We start from the raw sequence: 19,942 nt of genomic DNA on the forward strand, positions 1-19,942 counted from the left end.
AAGTTATAAAATTTAATGTTATATAGGTTTTAAATACAGGTATTTCTTATTATAATCAATAATAGCTTTTCCTTTTTTTAGAATATCTGCTCCAATAATGCCATTAACTGGTTGTGCATTGTGCATTGTTAGTGCTGTATTTACATGAATTAAATCGAAAAGAACTAGAGTGGTTCTGTTTTTTTTCCATTTACCAATTTTTATAGTATTGTTAGATGCTGTTTGTGTGGCCATGTTTGTTGCGCCAGCACCTGCAGCTTTAATATCAGAATCTTTTACATTAAGATTAAATAACTTAGCATCATCAAGACCTACACAGCTGCTTGAAGCGCCAGTGTCTAGAATAAACAAACCCTTTACACCATTTATATTCGCTTTTATTTCAAAATGATTAGTCTTAGTTAGTTTTAATTTAATCTTTTTGAAATTCTTTTTAAGAAGAAACTCTTGTAGTTCGTTTTCCATTTATTATTTTAAATAACCTTGGTAAAAGTAAGGTAATTAAAACTGAAATTATAATGATAAAGATATATGGATAAGATATAGATTCTTTTTTATCAAAATCTCCATAAAATACAAAGGCACTCCAATAATAAGGCGATTTCTTTGTGTTCTGTATTGTTTTACTTTTTAAATAAGCGATTTTTGAATTTTGGTTTGCAAAAACAGCGGATTTAGTTTTGCTATACTCTTTATAAAAAGAAGTCATAATTTGCGATGTTGACAAATCACTAATTTGCCATAGTGAGAATAAAATGTTTTTAGCACCAGAATATTGAAAACCTCTAGCTAAACTCATAACGCCTTCACCTTTTTGTAATGAACCAATACCTGTTTCGCAAGCACTTAAAACAACTAAATCTGGACTTAAATCTAGATCATATAGCTCATTTACGTATAGTGTTTTGTCAATAAATTCAATATTAGCAGGTGTAATAAAATCACCACTACTAGCATGAGTAGATAAATGCAAGATATCATACTTTTTTGCCTTTTCTATAAAAGCTCCTTTTGTTGCATACTCTTCGAGTAATAAATTAGTTTTAATTTCTTTTTCAATGCTTCTCGCTTCATTTAAAGAGAAGTTTAAAGTTGTAGATGTATTATTAAATATAGGAAAAACACCTAGCAATTCTTGTGACTTGGAATGCGTTTTTGTTTGTAAATACAAATTAACACTACTATTAAAAGCAAGTGTGTGTTGTTTGACCATAAATGGCATTTTAGAAAAAGCATTACTATTTGTTTTAGAGGTTAACAATGCATCAAAAGGTATAAAATTTAAAAATCCATCTGGAATAATAATAAGGTTGTTTTTATCTTTAAGAGATTGGAGTTTTAGTGTTTGAAATAAACTAAAAGCGTCTGTTGTGAATTTTGAAATATTATTATTAATTACTGCAGAATTATCAAAATAATCTATGAATCTTGAAATAGAATTTTGTGTTTTTGGTGTTAATGGAATTTTATTAAATTCTGTAGCGTTTTCAGAAATTATAATTTGATAGATTGCTTTTTTTCCATAAAAAAACACTATTAATGTTGAATGGTCTTCTTTTAATTGTGCATTTAATTTAATAATATTTAACGAGTTGTTAATACTATTTGGGTATTTAATTTCAATTTTGTTTGCTAATTTTTTTAATTCAATATTAATAGTAGATAATTCATTTCGAATGTCTAATTTTTGTTTATTGTTAGAATTGTAAGGCGTTTTAATAAGTCTATTTGTTAGTTTTTCTTGTTTTTTAATAAGTGTTTCTTGTTGTATTAATAGGCTGTCTTTTGGATTCAATTTTAATAATTCTTTTTTGCTAATAATATCTTTTAATACATATGCCTTATAGCGTTCAGCTATTTTCAAAGCATCAATAGTGTATTTAGAACTATCACTAGTATTTTGAAGTGAGTAAAGTAGTTTTAAGCATTTTTCACTTCTATTTCTTTTTTCGTTTAATAAAATTAATTTACTCTCTTGAGAAGTTGTGTTTTTAGCTAATAAATCACTTACATAAAAACTCAAGTTATAATATAATAAAGCGTCTTTTGGATTGGTTTGTAATACAGCAAACAAATCAAAAATTCCTATAAATGCATTCTCAGGATATAAGCTAGTTTTTTTTAGAGTTGTATTTGAATTGTAATCTGGAATTAGAGTTTTTAAAGCAGTCTTTAGAATTTTAATAGCTTTAACTGGTTCATTTAGTAAATAATAAAGTTGCGCTTCTTCTAAACAAAGTTTGGCTAATAAGCTAGCAGAAGAAAATTTATTTTTCTTTAAGTTTTTTAGGCTTTTAAAAGCTTTTAAAGCTAAAGGGTAATCCTTTTTTTGCATAGCCAATTGATAGGATAATTCTTTAGCTTCAATAGAATTAATCCGATTTGGACCAACTATAACTTTGTCTATAATAGTTATTTTTTGATTTAAACGCACTTGACTACTGTGCTTTAGGTGTTTTAACCTGTTTTTTTGCTGATTACTAAGTTCCTGTATCTTTAATCCATAATTTGCAATATCAATAGATTGTTGGTGTCTTCCAATGGTTTGGTATAATCTAGATAAATTAATAGCACCAGAAGCGCGTTGTCTGTTATTATTCGTTTTTTCTGCTAAAGAGATATAGTTTTTTGTAATATTTTCTGCACTAGTATAATCACCAACTCTATTATAAAGTATACCTAATGGTTTCATGCAGTTTTCTATAATATCGTAATCATAAGTTGAGGCAATTTTCTTTTTTTTGTATAGCAACCAAGCTTTTTCATAAGTAGCTATTGCGGCATTGTTTTTATTTTGTTGATTAAGAAAATATGCTTTATTAACTAGAAGGTGAATAAAAGCCATGTGTTCATCAATAGTTGATAATTTGTTTTCAAAAACTGAAATGTTTTTATTTAAATTATCTAATGACTCAAGTGTTTTTTTAGTATTAAAAGCATCAGTTGCATCATAAATATCATTCTCCAAATTTTGAGCGTTAATACAATGGAAACTCAATAAGAATAAAATAATAAAACTAATATTTTTCATAAAACAAGAATTATCAATTAACCTTTTATATGTAAAGATAAATTGCCATAATAAGCTTCGTTTTAAAATTTCCAAATAGCATAGAGTTGTAAGTAATTAAAGTTGTCTTTAAAATTAATAACATAACGAGCACCAAGACTTGGGCCAATACGAACAAAACCAGCTGTAGCTTCTACTAAAAATCCAGTTCTAAAATTGGTGAAGGAATTACTAGATTCACTTCTATTTTCGTTACTATTAATTAAAGCTCCTGGCAACATGTTTATATTTTCAAACTGTTCTACTTTTATAGTTCGTTGTTCTTTTTCACTTAATGATAGCATGCCTTGTAAACCAGCGCCAAGTCCAATGTAGTTATTAATGTTATATCTCACTAAGACTGGTATTTCCCAATCTACATTATTATACGTATTTGTAATTATTGTTCTTTGGTATAAATTCCCTGTTGGCGTATTTATGAAACCTTCTGTTGTTAATGTATTTCCGGAGTATTGATGAAAGCTATTAAGTAATTCTACTTGCCAATACCATCGATACGATTTGTAAGGAGATAAAGTAGCTCCAACAAAATAACTTTTAGAATCTTCTAAGTCGCTAAAAGAGTTATATCCAGTTTTTACACCTACAGAAAGTCCAGGTAAAAAACGAGTCGTTGAATAATTAGTAATAATAGGGTCGTTTTTATCGAAAATAATGGCTGTTTGTGATTTTGTTTTTTGTTTATGAAAATCTTTACCAAACTTTAGGCTGTACTTTACAAAACCTTTAGTAGAATCATAATCCTTTACATTTTTTTGCTCGCTTCCTGGCAGGTAAATGTTTTTGAAAGTAAAAATGGCTTGTTTATTCGTGAATGTAGTATCTAAACAACTGTACTGGACTTCTCTTTTTGGGCAGATTTTAACTTTTGGATACATATCATCAACACGAATAGTCGATTTGTCAAACATATCTGGAATATCTGTTTCTAGACGTATAGTTCTTGCGGGTCCTTCTCCATTATTTTGAAATTTAATTTTAAATTTTGGGCGTTTAAAGCGAACAAGTCTATAATTTAAAAATGTAGAATTTGAAGACATTTTATTTGGATCATGAGAGGTTACAATTTCCATTTCCATATCTTTTACCTTATGTGTGGTGTAGTTTTCGTCTGGTATATATACACTTCTTACCGAAATAATGGCGCTAGTATCTTTTAGCATTTCGGGTGTTGTTTCTAAAGTGTAAAAAACATTACGCTCTTCATTTGGTTTCATGTTTTTGAATTTTAAGATACTAGACTTTTTATAGTTGCTTTTGGCTTCTGCTAAAGTGAGTTCTATGTTTTCTTTTTCTGTTGAATCTTGAAAACGTGTTCTTAAAATATTTACATTGTTGTCTGATGAAGCATAAAAACGAGCGTAGTCATTTACGTTTTGATTATAAACAAATTCATTACCTATTTTGGTTTCGCCATTATATGTTCTAGTGTCTGCTAGTTCAAAATTATCGGCCTTATATTTTTGTTCATTGTAAAATAAATATAGAGAACCATTTGTAGCATAGTCTTTTATATTTTTATAACTCAACACAATAACAATTTCTTCTTCAGGTATTGGTTCTCTGTTACGAATTAATGATAAATCTTCAAGCATAGATGTTTCGTTACTCGCGGTTTCATCTGCTTGGCTAATTTTAATTTTTTTAGGTCTAGATGTTGGAGGTTTTCCGGTGTCATAAACATTAGTAGCCCAGTGTTTTACTTCATATTCGCCTTCTTTTTTGTAGGTTTTGTTGGGCGCTTCTTCCTTACTATAATCTCCATCGCCAAATTCCCAAAAATGATTATAAAATGCTTTAGGAGCACCTGCAATTTGATTTAATGGCGGCGTTTTAGGAGTGAAGTTTACTTGAGTTCCATTTATGTTATATTCTATAGTAGCAGTTCGTCGTAATGTATCATTAACCTGAGTTTCTTGAGAAAACCCAATACAAACAAATACAGAAAAAAGGAGTGATAAAAAATGTGTTTTCATAATAGCGATGGTTAATAACTTTTAAATATACAAAACGGAATGTTTTAATACAGAGGTTTTTTAGTCTTTAGCTAAAGTAATTTAATAGTTTTTGTCTTTTTTATTTTAATTGTTTCCAATTAATAAAGTTGTAAATAAACATGTTAGTGTAAATAATACTAATGTCATTAAGAGGTATTTAAAAAATGTTTTTAAAGCTTTATTCATGACATCTTTGTTCTATAGTTTTTTAAAGGCCAGATAAAATTAATCTCTGGCCTTTTACGCTAAGTAGGAATTTATAATTATGGTAGCGCATTAATTATATTTATAAATTCAGCTTCAGTAGCAAGTGCTGTTTCACTAAAGTTAAAAGTTATAATGTCGTCTGCTACAATTGTAACAGCTTTCACAGCATATCTCCATATGCCATTATCTTCGGTTGCAAAAATTACATGGCATTCTAAACCAATAGGTATTTGTCCATAATGTTCACTAAATAGGTTTAACGTGCCATCATAAGTGTCTAAAGAAGCCAATCCGCTATCCTCACCATCATACGATAAATAAATAGCACTATTTGTAAAGTTATAGCCAACTGGAGCTTGTGCTTTAATTAAAGTTTTTGGTCTTGGATCATTATAAAAACGATCAATATTAGACCATCCAAATTGTCCTAAGAAAGCATAGTATTCTCCACCTTCTACAAATACACCACCTTGGCCAGTTGCATCATCTACTTCGTTCCAAGTTAAATTATCTTGAGTGTCAATATTGCCTTCCCAAAGTATCATTGCTGGATCTGCTCCACCAGTTAAATTGTTTGGTACAACTAACTGTAGACCACAGTTTGTGTTTAAAGGAATTCCGTTTTGTGTAGCTTCAACAAAAAATTCACCACCAGAAATTAACAAGGCTTTATCTCCATTTGGCATTGTTCCCATAGTTGGCTTATTAGTAGTAAGCATATTTCCCTTTTCAAATAACTCTACATATTCTAAATCTATAGTGCCAGTAACTGGGTTCCCATTTAATGTTAAGCAATTGGTGTTAATATTTATTTGAACACCATTACTAGATGTTAGTGTAATGTTTCCATCATTTCCATCAAACTGAAATGTTTGTGTGTTATTTGTTAAAGCTTCATTTTTTATGTTGCTAAAAGTTTGCGATGTTGGTACGTAACTATCGTTTTCATTAGTATCACTATCGTCTGATGTTTCACAGCTAGTGAATAAAGTTAATGTCAATAGTAATAGTCCAAAAAATGTTTTTAAATTTCTATTTATAAGATTCTTATCGTTTAATTCTTTCTTTGAATAGTTCATGGTTTCTAATATTTTATTGTTTTGTAACTTTATACAAACAAGGCAACGCTATTGTTACCTTGTTTAGTAATTATTTTATTTTCTGTCTCTGCTTTTTATAATTCTGTAAGAAGTAATATCTCCGCGAGTTATTAGGTTTATCATTCTTTTGGCATCAAATTCTGTTGAGGCGAAACCTTTAGCATAACCTTTAGCGCTTTTTGCTTCCCAGAAATAAACTCTACTAGATTTTAATTGCATTTCACTTTTTAATACTAAATAATTAGTGATTTTTTGCTCTAAAACAATAGCGCCTTGTCCTACCATGTTAGTTCTTCTTTTTGCATCAAATAGTGAGGTGGCAGTTCCAGAATATTCTCCTGTTGTTGTTGTTACTGTCCAATCAAAAACTTCTATAATTTCATCTTTTGTAATATCTACACTATCTGTTGTAGTATTTAAGTTCGTTTTTAAATTTGTAGCATTTACGTTAAGAAAACTTAATACTACTGCTGCGATAATTAAAATTGAATTTTTCATAATTTCTAAATGTTTATTGTTTTTATGTTTGTTTAATTGTTTTGCCGTTTTGGCTTTTACAACCTTATATCAAAAGCATTTAGAAATTGTTACCTCTTTTTTGTAAAGTTTTTTTAAATTCGTTGGGAACTAACCAATTAATAAGGGTTTATGGGGGATAAAAAAATACATGAAGACCAAAAATATATTGATGGCTTATTAAAAAACAACTCATTTATTATACAAACGATTTATGATAAGTTTGTGCCAAAGGTGGTTAATTATATAAAGCAGAATAGTGGAGATATAGCTCAAGCTCAAGATATCGTTCAAGAGACTATTATTACTATATACAATCAAGCAAAAGAAAAGGGGTTAAAACTTACTTGTCCTTTTGATGCTTATTTTTTTTTACTATGTAAGCGTAAATGGTTAAACGAATTAAAAAAGAATAATAAAAAAGAGGTAACAATTAATGAGGAGGTTTTATCTAAAGACGATGACGCGCAAGAACTCGCCTTTGAAACTTCATTATTTGGAGAAAAACAAGCTTTATTTAATGAGATGTTTTTAAAATTAGGTACAGCGTGTAAAGATTTAATAAAGGCAACTTTTAAAATAAAATCTATGGAAGAAGTAGCAGCTAGTTTGGGTTTAACATATGCTTATGCTCGTAAAAAAAAATCTTTATGCATTGGTCAATTAACAAAGTTGGTTCAAGAGTCGCCTAAATTTAACCAACTTAACTATTAATTGTTATGGAAGAACAAGACTACATTTTATTTGATCAGTATTTACTTGAAGAATTATCTGCTGACGAACGTTTGGTTTTTGAAAAGAGGCTTGATACAGATATAGAATTCAAAAAAAGTTTTAATACTTATAAAGAACTTTCTAATTTTTTAGAAAATAAATTTGAAAATGAAGAAGAGTCTAATGATTTTAAATCTAATTTGGAGCGTGTTTCTAATAAACACTTTAGTAAAACAGAAACTCCTGTAGATTCTAAACATAAGAGAGGTATCTTTAGAATAGGTCAACTAGCGATAGCGGCAAGTGTTATTCTTTTTTTAGGAGTTTTTATTTTTAATCAATTTTCAAACCCTACATATTTAGATTATAATAGTCATGAACCAATGACTGTTGTTCGAGGTAATGTTAAAGATTTAATTGAAGCAACTAAGGCATTTAACAATGAGGAATATGAAATTGCAAATAAGTTAATTAAAAAGGTGTTAGATAAAGATCCAGAAAATAGCGAGTTAAAATTATACTATGCTATTACAAATATAGAATTAGATAATTATAAAGTAGCTGATGAAAATTTAAATGAATTAATAAATGGGACTTCAGCATATAAAGACAAGGCTTTGTGGTATTCTGCATTAAGTAGGTTAAAACAAAGAAATATTGATGCTTGTATTATTTTATTAAAACAAGTTGAACAAGAATCTGAAGATTACAAACAAGCTCAAGAGTTATTAGATAAATTAGAGTAATTATATAAAACAGAACATAAATAAAATACACTTTAAAAAGTCATTGATAAATCGATGACTTTTTTATTTTTACAGCATGATAATAACAGATACACATACACATTTATATAGTGAAGCTTTTGATGAAGATAGAGTAGAGATGATGCAGCGCACATTAGATGCAAATATTTCTCGTTTGTTTGTGCCAGCAATAGATTCGAACTATACAGCGTCTATGTTGCAATTAGAAAAAGATTATCCAGATCATGTTTTTCTAATGATGGGTTTGCATCCAACGCATGTAAAAGATAATTATAAGGATGAGTTATTGCATGTTGAAGAGATGTTAAATAGCCATAAATTCTATGCTGTAGGAGAAATTGGTATTGATTTATATTGGGATAAAAGTACTTTAGCCATTCAACAAGATGCTTTTAGGTATCAAATCAAACTTGCTAAACAATATCAATTACCAATAGTAATTCACTGTCGTGAAGCATTCGATGAAATTTTTGAAATTTTAGAAGAGGAGAAAAGTGAAGATTTATTTGGTATATTTCATTGTTTTACTGGAACATTAGAGCAGGCAAATCAAGCAATTTCATATAATATGAAACTTGGTATTGGTGGAGTTGCAACTTTTAAGAATGGAAAAATAGATCAGTTTTTAAATAAAATTGATTTAAATCATATTGTTTTAGAAACAGATTCGCCTTATTTAGCACCAAAACCATACCGTGGAAAACGAAATGAAAGTAGTTATATATTAAAGGTCTTAGAAAAGCTTTCTGAAATCTATTCTATTTCAGAAGAAAAAATTGCCGATATTACAACGCAAAATTCTAAAGCTGTTTTTGGAGTATAACAAATACTTTGTTAAAACTAAAAGCTAATTCAATGACTAAAAATATACCTAACATACTCCTTATATATACTGGTGGTACCATTGGTATGATAAAGGACCCCGAAACAGGAGCATTACGCGCTTTCGATTTTGATAATTTATTGATTCGTATTCCAGAATTAAAATTGTTAGATTGTAATATAAAAACGACTTCGTTTAAAGAGCCTATAGATTCTAGTAATATGGAGTCCAAATATTGGGTTGAAATTGCAGAAATTATAGAAAGAAACTACGACACATGTGATGGTTTTGTGGTATTGCATGGAAGTGATACTATGAGTTACACTGCATCTGTACTTAGTTTTATGTTAGAGCATTTAGCAAAACCTGTTATTTTTACAGGATCTCAATTACCAATTGGTGATTTGCGTACAGATGCAAAAGAAAATTTAATAACATCTATTCAAGTAGCTTCTCTTCAGCATTATAATAAGCCTATTATTAAAGAAGTTTGTTTGTATTTTGAATATAAATTGTATCGTGCAAATAGAACAACAAAAATTAATGCAGAACATTTTGAAGCGTTTGCTAGTTTAAATTATCCAGATTTAGCAGAATCGGGAGTGCATTTAAAGGTTAATAATGAATATCTTTTTAAGCCAAACCAAAGAAAAAATTTAATTGTACATAAAGCATTAGATGAAAATATTGCTTTAATAAAATTGTTTCCGGGTATTTCGGAACAATTATTGAGGAGTATTTTTAACGCTCCTAATTTAAAAGGTGTTATTTTAGAAACCTATGGAGCAGGAAATTGTACAACTCAAGATTGGTTTGTAACACTCTTAAAAGAAACGATTAATAATGGAGTACATATAATAAATGTGACGCAATGTTCTGGAGGAAGTGTGATGATGGGACAATATGAAACTAGCGAAAAACTTAAAAAAATAGGAGTTATTTCTGGAAAAGATATCACAACAGAAGCTGCTGTAAGTAAATTAATGTATTTATTAGCGCAAGATATTTCTCCTAAGTTGTTCAAAACCATATATGAAACAGCTTTAAGAGGAGAAATGTCATAAAATTAACAGTCAAAATTTTATATTTAGCAATAGACTTGCTTTATTTGAAAAAAATTAACATTTAAATAATATATAAAGAACACCTTATTATATATAACTTTTTTAGAACTATATAATATTGATGAATACTTAAAAAATATAAGAACTTGAGTTTACCTTTTTTAAAGCTGTTTTTGGTTTTTTAATTTTTTAATTACATTTTTTTTATATCTTTAGCACCTTAACTAATAAATTTAACACTTTAACTAAAAATAAGATCACACACAATGAAAAGATTATTTTCTATCCTAGCCATAGTATTTTTAATGGCGTTTGGTACAGCTAACGCAACTACAAATGCAGCAAGAGTTGCAACTACAGTTGTAACACAAGAAACTACAGATGATATAGCAGAAGAAGACTTAGGGTTTCACCAAGAGCTTAAAAAGCGTTTTATAGAAGGTGGACCAGCATTCATGGGAATTGTATTACTATGTTTGATTTTAGGTTTAGCAATTGCTATTGAGAGAATTATCTTTTTAAACCTATCTTCAGGGAATTCTAAAAAATTAGCTCAAAATGTAGAAGAAGCATTACAGTCTGGTGGTATTGAAGCTGCAAAAGAAGTTTGTCGTAATACTAAAGGACCTGTAGCATCTATTTATTATCAAGGTTTAGATAGAGCTGATGATGGTTTAGAATCTGCTGAAAAAGCTGTTGTAGCTTACGGTGGTGTTCAAATGGGACAATTAGAGAAAAATGTATCATGGATATCTTTATTCATCGCTTTAGCTCCAATGCTTGGGTTCATGGGTACGGTAATTGGTATGATTCAAGCCTTTGATAAAATTCAACAAGCAGGTGGAATGGATGCAACTTTAGTAGCAGGTGGTATTAAAGTAGCACTTTTAACAACAGTATTTGGTTTAATTGTAGCGATTATTCTTCAAATATTTTACAACTATATTGTTGCAAAAATTGATAATATTGTTAACGATATGGAAGATTCTTCTATCACTTTAATGGATATGTTATCGAAGTATAAAAAGTAATATTAACTAATTTTAAAAACTGAAAGATTATGCATAAGATTTTAAAAATAGTTTTAGCAGTACTAGGTGTACTGGGTATTATATTCTTAGCAAGAATTGTCTCTACTGGAGATGAGGAAGTTAAAAAACTTGCAGCAGCAGGTGACACAGGATTAATGGAACCAATGACTTGGATTGCATATATTGTGTTAGCAATTGCAATTGCTTTAGTACTCGTATTTGTATTAAGAAACTTGTTTTCTAATTCAAATAATTTAAAAAAGACATTAATGAGTATTGGTGCATTTGTACTGGTTTTATTATTTGGCTATATAATGGCTAATGGAGTAGAAACACCAATGCAAGATGGAAAAATGTTATCAGAGTCTGGCTCTAAATGGGTAGGAACTGGTTTATATATGTTTTACGCTTTAGCAATTATTGCTGTCGTAACAATGTTGTTTACAGGAATTAAAAAAATGATTAAATAATTATGGCAAGAAGATCAGCACCAGAAGTTAATGCAGGCTCTATGGCTGACATTGCCTTCTTATTATTAATTTTCTTCTTAGTAACAACGGATATCGCAGTAGATTCTGGGTTAAGTAGAAAGTTGCCTCCAATTGATGATAATCCTGAACAAGAACAGGTTGTAAAAAAGGAAAAAAACATTTTTGCTTTAAATGTAAATTCAAAAAATGCCTTGTTTTTAAAATCTGGTGGAGAAGAAAAACGTATAGAGCTTAATGAGTTACGTGAATTAGCTGTTAATTTTATTGATAATGGTGGAGGAAAAGGCGACGATGCTTGTAGAAGATGTCAAGGTGCTAAAAACCCTAAATCTTCAGATAATTTTCAAACCGCTGTAATATCTTTAGCTAATGATAGATTGGCTGAATATAAAACTTATATTGCAGTACAAAATGAGATTATTGCAGCCTATAATCAAATTCGTAATAGAGAGTTTAGAAGAGAGTATCCAAAATCAGGTATGAATTTTGTTGAAGCTACTGAGAAGTATCAGGATCCTCAGACAAAGAAAGCAGAGAAAGCAGATTTAAAAGAAAAATTAGAAACTATAAAATTATTAGTGCCTCAATTTTTCTCTGAAGCAGAAACAAAAAATAAATAGATCATCTATAATTATGTCTAAATTTAAAAAGAAAAAAGATGGTGGTTTGCCACCAATTTCAACAGCATCTTTACCAGATATTGTATTTATGTTACTATTCTTTTTTATGGTAGCTACAGTGATTAAAGAAGATAATTTATTAATTGAAAATAAATTACCGTCTGCAAATCAAATTGAGAAGCTTGATAAAAAATATCCTATTAGTTATATATATATAGGTAAGCCTAATTCAAATTATGTAGGTACTTATGGTAAAGAAGATAGAATACAAGTAAATGACAAGTTTACTAATATAGACCAAGTTCAAGCTTTTATTGCTTCAGAAAGAGCTGCTATACCAGAAGAGTTAATAGATAAGTTAACGGTGTCTCTTAAAGTAGATCAAGAAGCTAAGATGGGAGTGCTTACAGATGTTAAGCAAGAATTGCGTAAAACTAACGCTCTTAAGATTAATTATACAACAAGAAAAGGTGATGCGGTTGAAAAACGCTAACTAAACTTGTTAAACTATAGCTAAGGCGTTTTGATATATATCAAAACGCCTTTTTGTTTTATATAACATCAAGATTATTTATATTGGTCTTAATTAATTTATTATAGCTACTCTTTTACATGAAAATTTTAATGTCCTTAGTCTTTTTTTTATTTTTTACGCCTTTACTATGGTCACAAGAAGAAGAGGGAATTGTAGCTCTAAAAGAAATTGATTCATTGTATAAAGAAGATCAATTTTATATAGGTGTCACTTATAATTTAATTGGTAAACAGCCAGAAGGACTATCTCAAAGTGGCTTTTCTACTGGAATTCATTTTGGTTATACCAAAGACATGCCTATTAATAAACGCAGAAACATGGCTATAGGTCTAGGTCTAGGTTTGTCATTTAATTCATTCAATCAAAATGTATTAATAAGTGAAACAAATACTAATGGTTTTGCTTTTAATATTATTAACGATGCAGAAATAAATTTTAATAAGAACAAGTTTTCTACTTACATGCTTGAATTACCTTTAGAGTTTAGATGGCGAACATCTACAGCTGTAGATTATAAGTTTTGGCGTATATACGCTGGTTTTAAATTAGGTTATGTGTTTGCTAATAATACTAAATTTATTGGCGAACCAGATACTATTAAATTATCTAATATTGCGCCATTTAATAAATTTCAATATGGTACTTCTATAAGTGCAGGCTATAATACTTGGAACTTTTATTTTTATTATTCTTTAAATTCCATTTTTGATAGTAATTCAAAAATTGAAGGAAAAAATATTGATGCCAATGCTATAAAAATTGGCTTGATCTTCTTTTTATTATAATTTATTATTTTTTACAACCAATAACTAAATACTAATAGTTGGGGTAATAAACCTATAAACACTCCAAATACTAATTCTACACTAGTATGTGCTTTTAAGTGTAATCTTGAAGTAGCAATAGCTCCAGCAATTAAGGCTATTAAAGCTAAAGAACCATTTATGTTTTTTCCAAAATGTAATGAAATGCCTACGGCAAACATAAATAAACCTGAGATAGCAATCATATGAATACTTGCTTTAAACTTAAAAATTGCTAGAACCAAACAAATTAATGTTGAAATTAAAATACCAATAAAGAAGTAATATAATTCTATGATTTGATTTGATGGTAGTACGCGTAATAGTATTAATAGTATAATTATACTATTAATAACTAAAGGAATAATACGCTCTTTAGGTGTTTTTAAATAAATGGAATGTGTTTTACCTAGTGTCTTTAATAGAAAGTAGATTAAAATAGGTAAAAGTATCGTTAAAATAGATAAGGAAACCAACTTGGCCCCAATAATTTCATCCGGAATATAGCGAGGTGATTTTGAAAAATAAAATAGCGTACCTAAAACAGGCATTATAATGGGATGAAAAATAAATGAGATGCTTCTAAGTAGCCAATCCATTATAGTTCTTTTCGTAAACGTGCAACAGGAATATCTAATTGTTCGCGATACTTAGCTACTGTACGACGTGCTATTGGATAGCCTTTTTCTTTAAGTATTTTTGCTAGTGCTTCGTCTGTTAATGGTTTCTTTTTGTTTTCTTCTTCAACTACTGTTTCTAATATTTTTTTAATTTCTCTTGTTGAAACTTCTTCTCCTTGGTCATTAGTCATAGATTCTGAGAAGAATTCTTTAATCAACTTAGTGCCATATGGAGTGTCTACATATTTGCTATTGGCTACTCGAGATACAGTTGATACATCCATATCAATTTCGTCTGCAATATCTTTTAAAATCATTGGTTTTAACTTGCGCTCATCACCCGTCAAAAAGAATTCTTTTTGATAATGCATTATAGAACTCATAGTAACAAATAATGTTTGCTGGCGTTGTTTAATGGCTTCTATAAACCATTTAGCAGCATCTAACTTTTGTTTTATAAATAGTACAGCATCTTTTTGTGATTTTGATTTGTCTTTAGACTCTTTATAGCCTTTCAACATATTATTGTATTCACGTGAGACATGAAGTTCTGGTGCATTTCTACCATTTAAAGTTAATTCTAACTCGCCTTCAACAATTTTAATTGCAAAATCTGGTACAACATGTTCTATCATTCTTGTATTACCAGAATAACTTCCACCAGGTTTTGGGTTTAAGCGTTCTATTTCATGTATGGCATCTTTAAGTTGTAGTTCGTTAACATCAAATTTAGACATTAACTTTTTGTAATGTTTTTTAGTAAACTGATCAAAAGCTTTATCAATAATACTCAGTGCTAATTCTATATCTGGAGTTTGTTCTTTTCTACTTAATTGAATACTTAGGCATTCTTGAAGTCCACGTGCACCAACACCAGCAGGATCTAATTGGTGTACAATTCCAAGGACTTTTTCAATTTTGTCTTCAGTAGTATATACGTTTTGAGTAAAGGCTAAGTCATCCATTATATCACTTAATTCGCGGCGGATATATCCACTTTCGTCAACACTACCAACTAAAAATTCAGCAATGTCACGTTCTTCGTCATTTAAGCGATATGTATTTAATTGGTTAACTAAATGTTGCGTAAAAGATGTTCCAGAAGCATACGGAATGCTTTTTTCATCATCATCTGCACTATAATTGTTTACACTGGTTCTATAGTCAGGAATTTCATCATCACTTAAATAATCATCAACATTAATTTCATCGCTTCCAATAGATTCACTATCATCAAACTCATCATGAGTGTTATCTAAATCATCAAATTCATCACCTTTTTCTTCTTTTCCTGTATCTAATGCTGGGTTCTCTTCTAGCTCTTGCTTTAAACGTTGTTCAAAAGCTTGTGTTGGCAACTGTATCAATTTCATTAATTGAATTTGTTGTGGAGACAACTTTTGCGATAATTTGAACTGTAGATATTGTTTAAGCATAATATGTTTTTGATTATACTAGTTATTTTTAAAGATTGTTCTAAGAGAAAATAATATTCCTTTTTAAATAATAAAATTAAGCATAGCCTTAGTTACGGTTTCTTTTTCTTAATAATGTAGAAAGGGAAAAGGCACTTCTTATCACAACTATTTTTAAAGATAAATAGTATTGGTTATAAAAATAAAAAAAACAATCTATATAATGCTTTTATATAGATTGTTTTATCATATTTTTTTATTGTATTAAGACAACTAAAATTCTGCGTTTTGTGGTGTACGTGGATAAGGTATTACATCACGAATGTTACTCATACCTGTTGTAAACATAACTAAACGTTCAAAACCTAAGCCAAAACCAGAGTGTACTGCAGTACCATATTTACGTAAATCTAAGTACCACCATAATTCTTCTTCTGGGATATCTAACACAGCCATTTTTTCTTTTAAAACGTTTAAACGTTCTTCTCGCTGTGAACCTCCAACAATTTCACCAATTCCAGGGAATAAAATATCCATAGCACGAACAGTTTTTCCATCTTCATTTAGACGCATATAAAAAGCTTTAATGTTTGCTGGATAATCAAATAGAATCACAGGACATTTAAAATGTTTTTCTACTAAGAAACGTTCATGTTCAGACTGTAAATCTGCTCCCCATTCTTCAATAATATAATTGAATTTCTTTTTCTTATTGGGTTTAGAGTTTCTTAATATGTCAATGGCTTCAGTATAGCTAACACGTTTAAAGTTGTTATCTGCAACAAATTTAAGTTTTTCAATTAATGATAATTCGCTGCGTTCTGCTTGCGGCTTTGTTTTTTCTTCGTCTAATAAACGTTTGTCTAAAAAAGCTAAATCATCTGCATTATTTTCAAGAACATAAGAGATAACAGATTTCATGAAGTCTTCAGCTAAATCCATATTTCCTGCTAAATCCATAAATGCTACTTCAGGTTCTATCATCCAAAACTCAGATAAATGACGTGACGTATTTGAATTTTCAGCTCTAAACGTTGGACCAAAAGTATAAACTTTCCCTAATGACATAGCATAGGTTTCTGCTTCTAGTTGTCCAGAAACAGTAAGGTTTGTGTCTTTTCCAAAGAAGTTTTGTGAATGGTCTATTTCACCGTCATCTGTTAATGGCGGATTTTTTTGATCTAAAGTGCTTACACGAAACATTTCTCCAGCACCTTCAGCATCACTACCAGTAATAATTGGTGTGTGCATGTAATAAAAACCGTTATCATTAAAGTATTTATGAATAGCAAAAGACAAAGCAGAACGTAAACGCATTACAGCGCTAAAAGTATTTGTACGCGTACGTAAATGTGCATTTTCTCTTAAAAATTCAAAAGAGTGCTTTTTAGGTTGAATAGGATAAGTTTCTGGATCGCTATCGCCTAAAATTTCTATACTTGAGACAACAATTTCAACATTTTGCCCTTTACCTTGGCTTTCGACTAATTCTCCTTTAATATGAACAGCGGCACCTGTGGTGATACGCTTTAGAGTGTCTTCTGGTGTATTTTCAAAATCAACAACGCATTGAATATTATTAAGCGTTGAACCATCATTTAAGGCAATAAAACGTTTCGCTCTAAAGGTTCTTACCCAACCTTTAATTTCTACTTCTTGTAACTTGGTTTCTTTTAATAATTGTGCAACTGTTTTTGAAGTCATTTTTGTACTTAATTTTTAAAACAAATATAATTTTTTAGTTGATTTATTATTCAGATTCTTCATCTAAAATATCATCATCGTTTTCTTCAGGAATAATATTGATTTTTGGTTCTTTTAATATCTCTTTATTTGCAATACTACGTTCTAATGATAATAATAATGATGGTAAGAGTATTAAATTCGACAACATTGCAAAAAGAAGCGTTACAGATACTAAAGCACCAAGTGCTACTGTACCACCAAAACTTGAGATTATAAATACAGAAAACCCAAAGAATAAAACAATAGAGGTATAAAACATACTAACTCCTGTTTCTCTTAAAGCAGCATAAACCGATTTTTTAATTTTCCAATTACTGGCCTGCAACTCTTGTCTATATTTCGCTAAAAAGTGAATAGTGTCATCCACAGAAATACCAAAAGCAATGCTAAATACTAAGATTGTTGAAGGTTTTATAGGTACACCTAGGTAGCCCATTAGCCCAGCAGTTACTACTAATGGTAATAAATTAGGTATAAGCGAGACTATAATCATTCTAAAAGAGCGGAACATATATGCCATAAATAGCGATATAAGTATAATAGCTAGTGATAATGATATTGCTAAGTTTTTTACTAAATAGGTTGTCCCTTTTTGAAAGACAAGTGCTTTACCAGTCATGGTAACATCGTATTTCTTTTTAGGGAAAACTTTATCAATTTTTTGTTTTAAATTTTCTTCAATACGCTTCATTCTATCTGTGCCAATATCTTTCATGAAGGTAGTAATACGAGCATATTGACCAGTGCTATCAACAAAATTCTTAAGTAAATCTACTTTTGAAGATGAATTTTTAGCATGTTTTAAAATAAAAGCTTCTTCTAAGCCAGAAGATGGTAATTGATAATACTTTGGATTGTTATTATAGTAGGCTTGTTTAGAATATTTCACTAAACTAACTACAGATATAGGTTTAGATAATTCTGGCGTTTCAGTAATTAAATCTTCAAGCGCATCCATTTTTTTTAGCGTTGAAGATTTCATTACTCCTTTTTTACGCTTAGTATTTATCATTATCTCTAATGGCATAATACCATTAAACTCTTCTTCAAAAAAGCGAATATCAGTAAAGAACTCTTCTTCTTTTGGCATGTCTTCTATTAAACTACCAGATATATTTATTTTATAGATACCAATAATACAAACTATTAAAAGGGCTAAAGAGGTTACATAAATAGTAATACGTTTTTCGCGTACCATTCGTTCCATCCAATCTACAAAACCGCCAATCCAACGTTTGTTTAAGTGTTCTAAATGACGCTCTTTAGGGTAAGGTAAAAAAGTATATATAATTGGAATAATAAGTATACAAAGTATAAAAATAGCAATGATACTTAATGAAGCAACAACACCAAATTCTTTTAATAACTTACTTTCTGTAATAATAAATGTAGCGAAACCAGAAGCAGTAGTTACATTTGTCATTAAAGTTGCATTACCAATTTTGGTAATAACACGTTGTAAAGATTTTACTTTGTTACCATGAGATTTTACCTCATGTTGATATTTATTAATTAAGAAAATACAATTAGGAATACCAATAACTATTATTAAAGGCGGTATTAAGGCTGTTAAAACAGTGATTTCGTATTTTAGTAAGCCAAGTATTCCTAAAGTCCACATTACTCCAATACATACCACTATTAGTGAAATAAATGTTGCTCTAAAAGACCTAAAAAATAAGAAGAAAATTAATGAGGTTATTAGTAAAGCAGCACCAACAAATTTGCCTATTTCATCTACAATATTTTGTGCATTTAATGTTCGTATATATGGCATTCCAGAAACACGAATATTTATGCCATACTTGTTTTCAAAATCAGAAACTTTTTGTTGTAAGTCTTCAACAACAAAATCCTTTCTAGCAGGAGTATTTACAATCTCTTTATTAAGATATATTGCTGTTCTTACAGTTTGCGTTTTAGCATTAAATAAAAAGTTGTCGTAAAAAGGATACTTATTAAAAAGTTCGTCTTTAAGCTTATCTATTTGGGCACTTGTACTAACAGAATCTTTAATAAAAGGTTCTAAATCAAATTTTTCGGCTTTTTTATTTCTTTTTAGTTTTTGTAAATCTTTAATAGAAACTACTGTTTCTACAGCTTCGGCTGCTCTAAAACTATCGGAAAGTGCATTCCATGCATTCAACTTTTCAACAGTAAAAAGTGTAGAGTCTTTAACGCCTAAAACAATTAAGTTGCCTTCTTCACCAAAAATATCTAAAAAGTTATTGTATTCTATATTTACCTCATGGTCATCAGGTAAAAGATTAGCTTCAGTATATGTAAAACGCATATACTTCCATTGCGTACTCAGTAAAATAGTGATGATAACAACACCAATAAGAATACTAATCTTGTTACGCAAAATGATCCTTGCGACAACATCCCAAAATTTTGATTTTTTAAGTTTTGACATCGTATCT

18 protein-coding genes are annotated in these 19,942 nt (G+C 29.4%); 9 read left to right on the top strand and 9 right to left on the bottom strand.

Features of this window, described 5'->3' with window-relative positions; genetic code table 11:
• Window positions 1-18 precede the first annotated feature (18 nt).
• The 5 genes from Q0997_RS04235 to Q0997_RS04255 form a co-directional block, all read right to left on the bottom strand.
• A complete protein-coding gene (locus Q0997_RS04235; protein WP_299884975.1) occupies window positions 19-465 on the bottom strand; it encodes a retropepsin-like aspartic protease in 447 nt (148 codons plus the stop codon).
• Window positions 434-3,031 (bottom strand): CHAT domain-containing protein, encoded by a 2,598-nt coding sequence (locus Q0997_RS04240; protein ID WP_299884977.1) that lies wholly within the window; start codon window positions 3,029-3,031, stop codon window positions 434-436. Before Q0997_RS04240 ends, Q0997_RS04235 begins: the two co-directional genes overlap by 32 nt.
• Before the next feature lie 62 nt (window positions 3,032-3,093).
• Window positions 3,094-5,046, bottom strand: a complete 1,953-nt coding sequence (locus tag Q0997_RS04245) for a PKD domain-containing protein (RefSeq protein ID WP_299884980.1) — start codon at window positions 5,044-5,046, stop codon at window positions 3,094-3,096.
• Between the two features lie 284 nt (window positions 5,047-5,330).
• Window positions 5,331-6,353 carry a hypothetical protein gene (locus Q0997_RS04250; protein ID WP_299884983.1) on the bottom strand — a complete coding sequence of 341 codons (1,023 nt, stop codon included), beginning with the start codon at window positions 6,351-6,353 and terminating at the stop codon, window positions 5,331-5,333.
• Window positions 6,354-6,428: 75 nt separating this feature from the next.
• Complete coding sequence (locus Q0997_RS04255; protein ID WP_299884986.1) at window positions 6,429-6,872, bottom strand: hypothetical protein; 444 nt, start codon at window positions 6,870-6,872, stop codon at window positions 6,429-6,431.
• Window positions 6,873-7,022: 150 nt separating this feature from the next.
• On the opposite strand from Q0997_RS04255, the gene Q0997_RS04260 reads away from it, so the two are divergent.
• The 9 genes from Q0997_RS04260 to Q0997_RS04300 all read left to right on the top strand — a co-directional run bounded on the left by Q0997_RS04260 (window position 7,023) and on the right by Q0997_RS04300 (window position 13,720).
• Entirely contained in the window at window positions 7,023-7,604 is a 582-nt protein-coding gene (locus Q0997_RS04260) for a sigma-70 family RNA polymerase sigma factor (protein ID WP_299884989.1), read from the top strand.
• Window positions 7,605-7,609: 5 nt separating this feature from the next.
• Window positions 7,610-8,350: a hypothetical protein gene (locus Q0997_RS04265; RefSeq protein ID WP_299884992.1), complete on the top strand. Its 741-nt coding sequence runs from the start codon at window positions 7,610-7,612 to the stop codon at window positions 8,348-8,350.
• A 76-nt stretch (window positions 8,351-8,426) separates the two neighbouring features.
• Complete coding sequence (locus Q0997_RS04270) at window positions 8,427-9,194, top strand: TatD family hydrolase (RefSeq protein WP_299884995.1); 768 nt, start codon at window positions 8,427-8,429, stop codon at window positions 9,192-9,194.
• A 32-nt stretch (window positions 9,195-9,226) separates the two neighbouring features.
• Window positions 9,227-10,258, top strand: coding sequence for an asparaginase (locus Q0997_RS04275; protein WP_299884998.1), 1,032 nt, complete (start codon window positions 9,227-9,229; stop codon window positions 10,256-10,258).
• Between the two features lie 266 nt (window positions 10,259-10,524).
• Window positions 10,525-11,289 carry a MotA/TolQ/ExbB proton channel family protein gene (locus Q0997_RS04280; protein ID WP_299885001.1) on the top strand — a complete coding sequence of 255 codons (765 nt, stop codon included), beginning with the start codon at window positions 10,525-10,527 and terminating at the stop codon, window positions 11,287-11,289.
• Window positions 11,290-11,318: 29 nt separating this feature from the next.
• Window positions 11,319-11,759, top strand: coding sequence for a hypothetical protein (locus tag Q0997_RS04285; protein ID WP_299885004.1), 441 nt, complete (start codon window positions 11,319-11,321; stop codon window positions 11,757-11,759).
• A 2-nt stretch (window positions 11,760-11,761) separates the two neighbouring features.
• Entirely contained in the window at window positions 11,762-12,400 is a 639-nt protein-coding gene (locus Q0997_RS04290; RefSeq protein WP_299885007.1) for a biopolymer transporter ExbD, read from the top strand.
• Between the two features lie 13 nt (window positions 12,401-12,413).
• Window positions 12,414-12,893: a biopolymer transporter ExbD gene (locus Q0997_RS04295; RefSeq protein ID WP_299885010.1), complete on the top strand. Its 480-nt coding sequence runs from the start codon at window positions 12,414-12,416 to the stop codon at window positions 12,891-12,893.
• 119 nt (window positions 12,894-13,012) lie between these two features.
• The gene (locus Q0997_RS04300; protein WP_299885013.1) at window positions 13,013-13,720 is read left to right on the top strand and encodes a porin family protein; all 708 of its coding nucleotides are present in this window, start codon (window positions 13,013-13,015) and stop codon (window positions 13,718-13,720) included.
• A gap of 11 nt (window positions 13,721-13,731) precedes the next feature.
• On the opposite strand, the gene Q0997_RS04305 is transcribed toward Q0997_RS04300, so the two are convergent.
• The 4 genes from Q0997_RS04305 to Q0997_RS04320 all read right to left on the bottom strand — a co-directional run bounded on the left by Q0997_RS04305 (window position 13,732) and on the right by Q0997_RS04320 (window position 19,935).
• Window positions 13,732-14,337 carry a hypothetical protein gene (locus Q0997_RS04305; protein ID WP_299885016.1) on the bottom strand — a complete coding sequence of 202 codons (606 nt, stop codon included), beginning with the start codon at window positions 14,335-14,337 and terminating at the stop codon, window positions 13,732-13,734.
• Window positions 14,337-15,794, bottom strand: coding sequence for an RNA polymerase factor sigma-54 (gene rpoN, locus Q0997_RS04310; protein WP_299885019.1), 1,458 nt, complete (start codon window positions 15,792-15,794; stop codon window positions 14,337-14,339). Before rpoN ends, Q0997_RS04305 begins: the two co-directional genes overlap by 1 nt.
• A gap of 252 nt (window positions 15,795-16,046) precedes the next feature.
• Window positions 16,047-17,477 carry an asparagine--tRNA ligase gene (gene asnS / locus Q0997_RS04315; protein WP_299885022.1) on the bottom strand — a complete coding sequence of 477 codons (1,431 nt, stop codon included), beginning with the start codon at window positions 17,475-17,477 and terminating at the stop codon, window positions 16,047-16,049.
• Between the two features lie 46 nt (window positions 17,478-17,523).
• A complete protein-coding gene (locus Q0997_RS04320; RefSeq protein ID WP_299885025.1) occupies window positions 17,524-19,935 on the bottom strand; it encodes an efflux RND transporter permease subunit in 2,412 nt (803 codons plus the stop codon).
• Window positions 19,936-19,942 lie beyond the last annotated feature (7 nt).

The sequence above is a fragment of the uncultured Lacinutrix sp. genome, from assembly GCF_947500325.1.
Classification (GTDB): domain Bacteria; phylum Bacteroidota; class Bacteroidia; order Flavobacteriales; family Flavobacteriaceae; genus Lacinutrix.

What these genes read in the sequence shown, in the direction of transcription:
- Q0997_RS04250 (WP_299884983.1), bottom strand. Translation starts at nt 6,353, where the DNA reads ATGAACTATTCAAAGAAAGAATTAAACGATAAGAATCTTATAAATAGA.
- Q0997_RS04255 (WP_299884986.1), bottom strand. Translation starts at nt 6,872, where the DNA reads ATGAAAAATTCAATTTTAATTATCGCAGCAGTAGTATTAAGTTTTCTT.
- Q0997_RS04295 (WP_299885010.1), top strand. Translation starts at nt 12,414, where the DNA reads ATGTCTAAATTTAAAAAGAAAAAAGATGGTGGTTTGCCACCAATTTCA.
- Q0997_RS04245 (WP_299884980.1), bottom strand. Translation starts at nt 5,046, where the DNA reads ATGAAAACACATTTTTTATCACTCCTTTTTTCTGTATTTGTTTGTATT.
- Q0997_RS04235 (WP_299884975.1), bottom strand. Translation starts at nt 465, where the DNA reads ATGGAAAACGAACTACAAGAGTTTCTTCTTAAAAAGAATTTCAAAAAG.
- Q0997_RS04265 (WP_299884992.1), top strand. Translation starts at nt 7,610, where the DNA reads ATGGAAGAACAAGACTACATTTTATTTGATCAGTATTTACTTGAAGAA.
- Q0997_RS04290 (WP_299885007.1), top strand. Translation starts at nt 11,762, where the DNA reads ATGGCAAGAAGATCAGCACCAGAAGTTAATGCAGGCTCTATGGCTGAC.
- Q0997_RS04285 (WP_299885004.1), top strand. Translation starts at nt 11,319, where the DNA reads ATGCATAAGATTTTAAAAATAGTTTTAGCAGTACTAGGTGTACTGGGT.
- Q0997_RS04270 (WP_299884995.1), top strand. Translation starts at nt 8,427, where the DNA reads ATGATAATAACAGATACACATACACATTTATATAGTGAAGCTTTTGAT.
- Q0997_RS04305 (WP_299885016.1), bottom strand. Translation starts at nt 14,337, where the DNA reads ATGGATTGGCTACTTAGAAGCATCTCATTTATTTTTCATCCCATTATA.
- Q0997_RS04300 (WP_299885013.1), top strand. Translation starts at nt 13,013, where the DNA reads ATGAAAATTTTAATGTCCTTAGTCTTTTTTTTATTTTTTACGCCTTTA.
- Q0997_RS04280 (WP_299885001.1), top strand. Translation starts at nt 10,525, where the DNA reads ATGAAAAGATTATTTTCTATCCTAGCCATAGTATTTTTAATGGCGTTT.
- asnS (WP_299885022.1), bottom strand. Translation starts at nt 17,477, where the DNA reads ATGACTTCAAAAACAGTTGCACAATTATTAAAAGAAACCAAGTTACAA.
- Q0997_RS04260 (WP_299884989.1), top strand. Translation starts at nt 7,023, where the DNA reads ATGGGGGATAAAAAAATACATGAAGACCAAAAATATATTGATGGCTTA.
- Q0997_RS04320 (WP_299885025.1), bottom strand. Translation starts at nt 19,935, where the DNA reads ATGTCAAAACTTAAAAAATCAAAATTTTGGGATGTTGTCGCAAGGATC.
- Q0997_RS04240 (WP_299884977.1), bottom strand. Translation starts at nt 3,031, where the DNA reads ATGAAAAATATTAGTTTTATTATTTTATTCTTATTGAGTTTCCATTGT.
- rpoN (WP_299885019.1), bottom strand. Translation starts at nt 15,794, where the DNA reads ATGCTTAAACAATATCTACAGTTCAAATTATCGCAAAAGTTGTCTCCA.
- Q0997_RS04275 (WP_299884998.1), top strand. Translation starts at nt 9,227, where the DNA reads ATGACTAAAAATATACCTAACATACTCCTTATATATACTGGTGGTACC.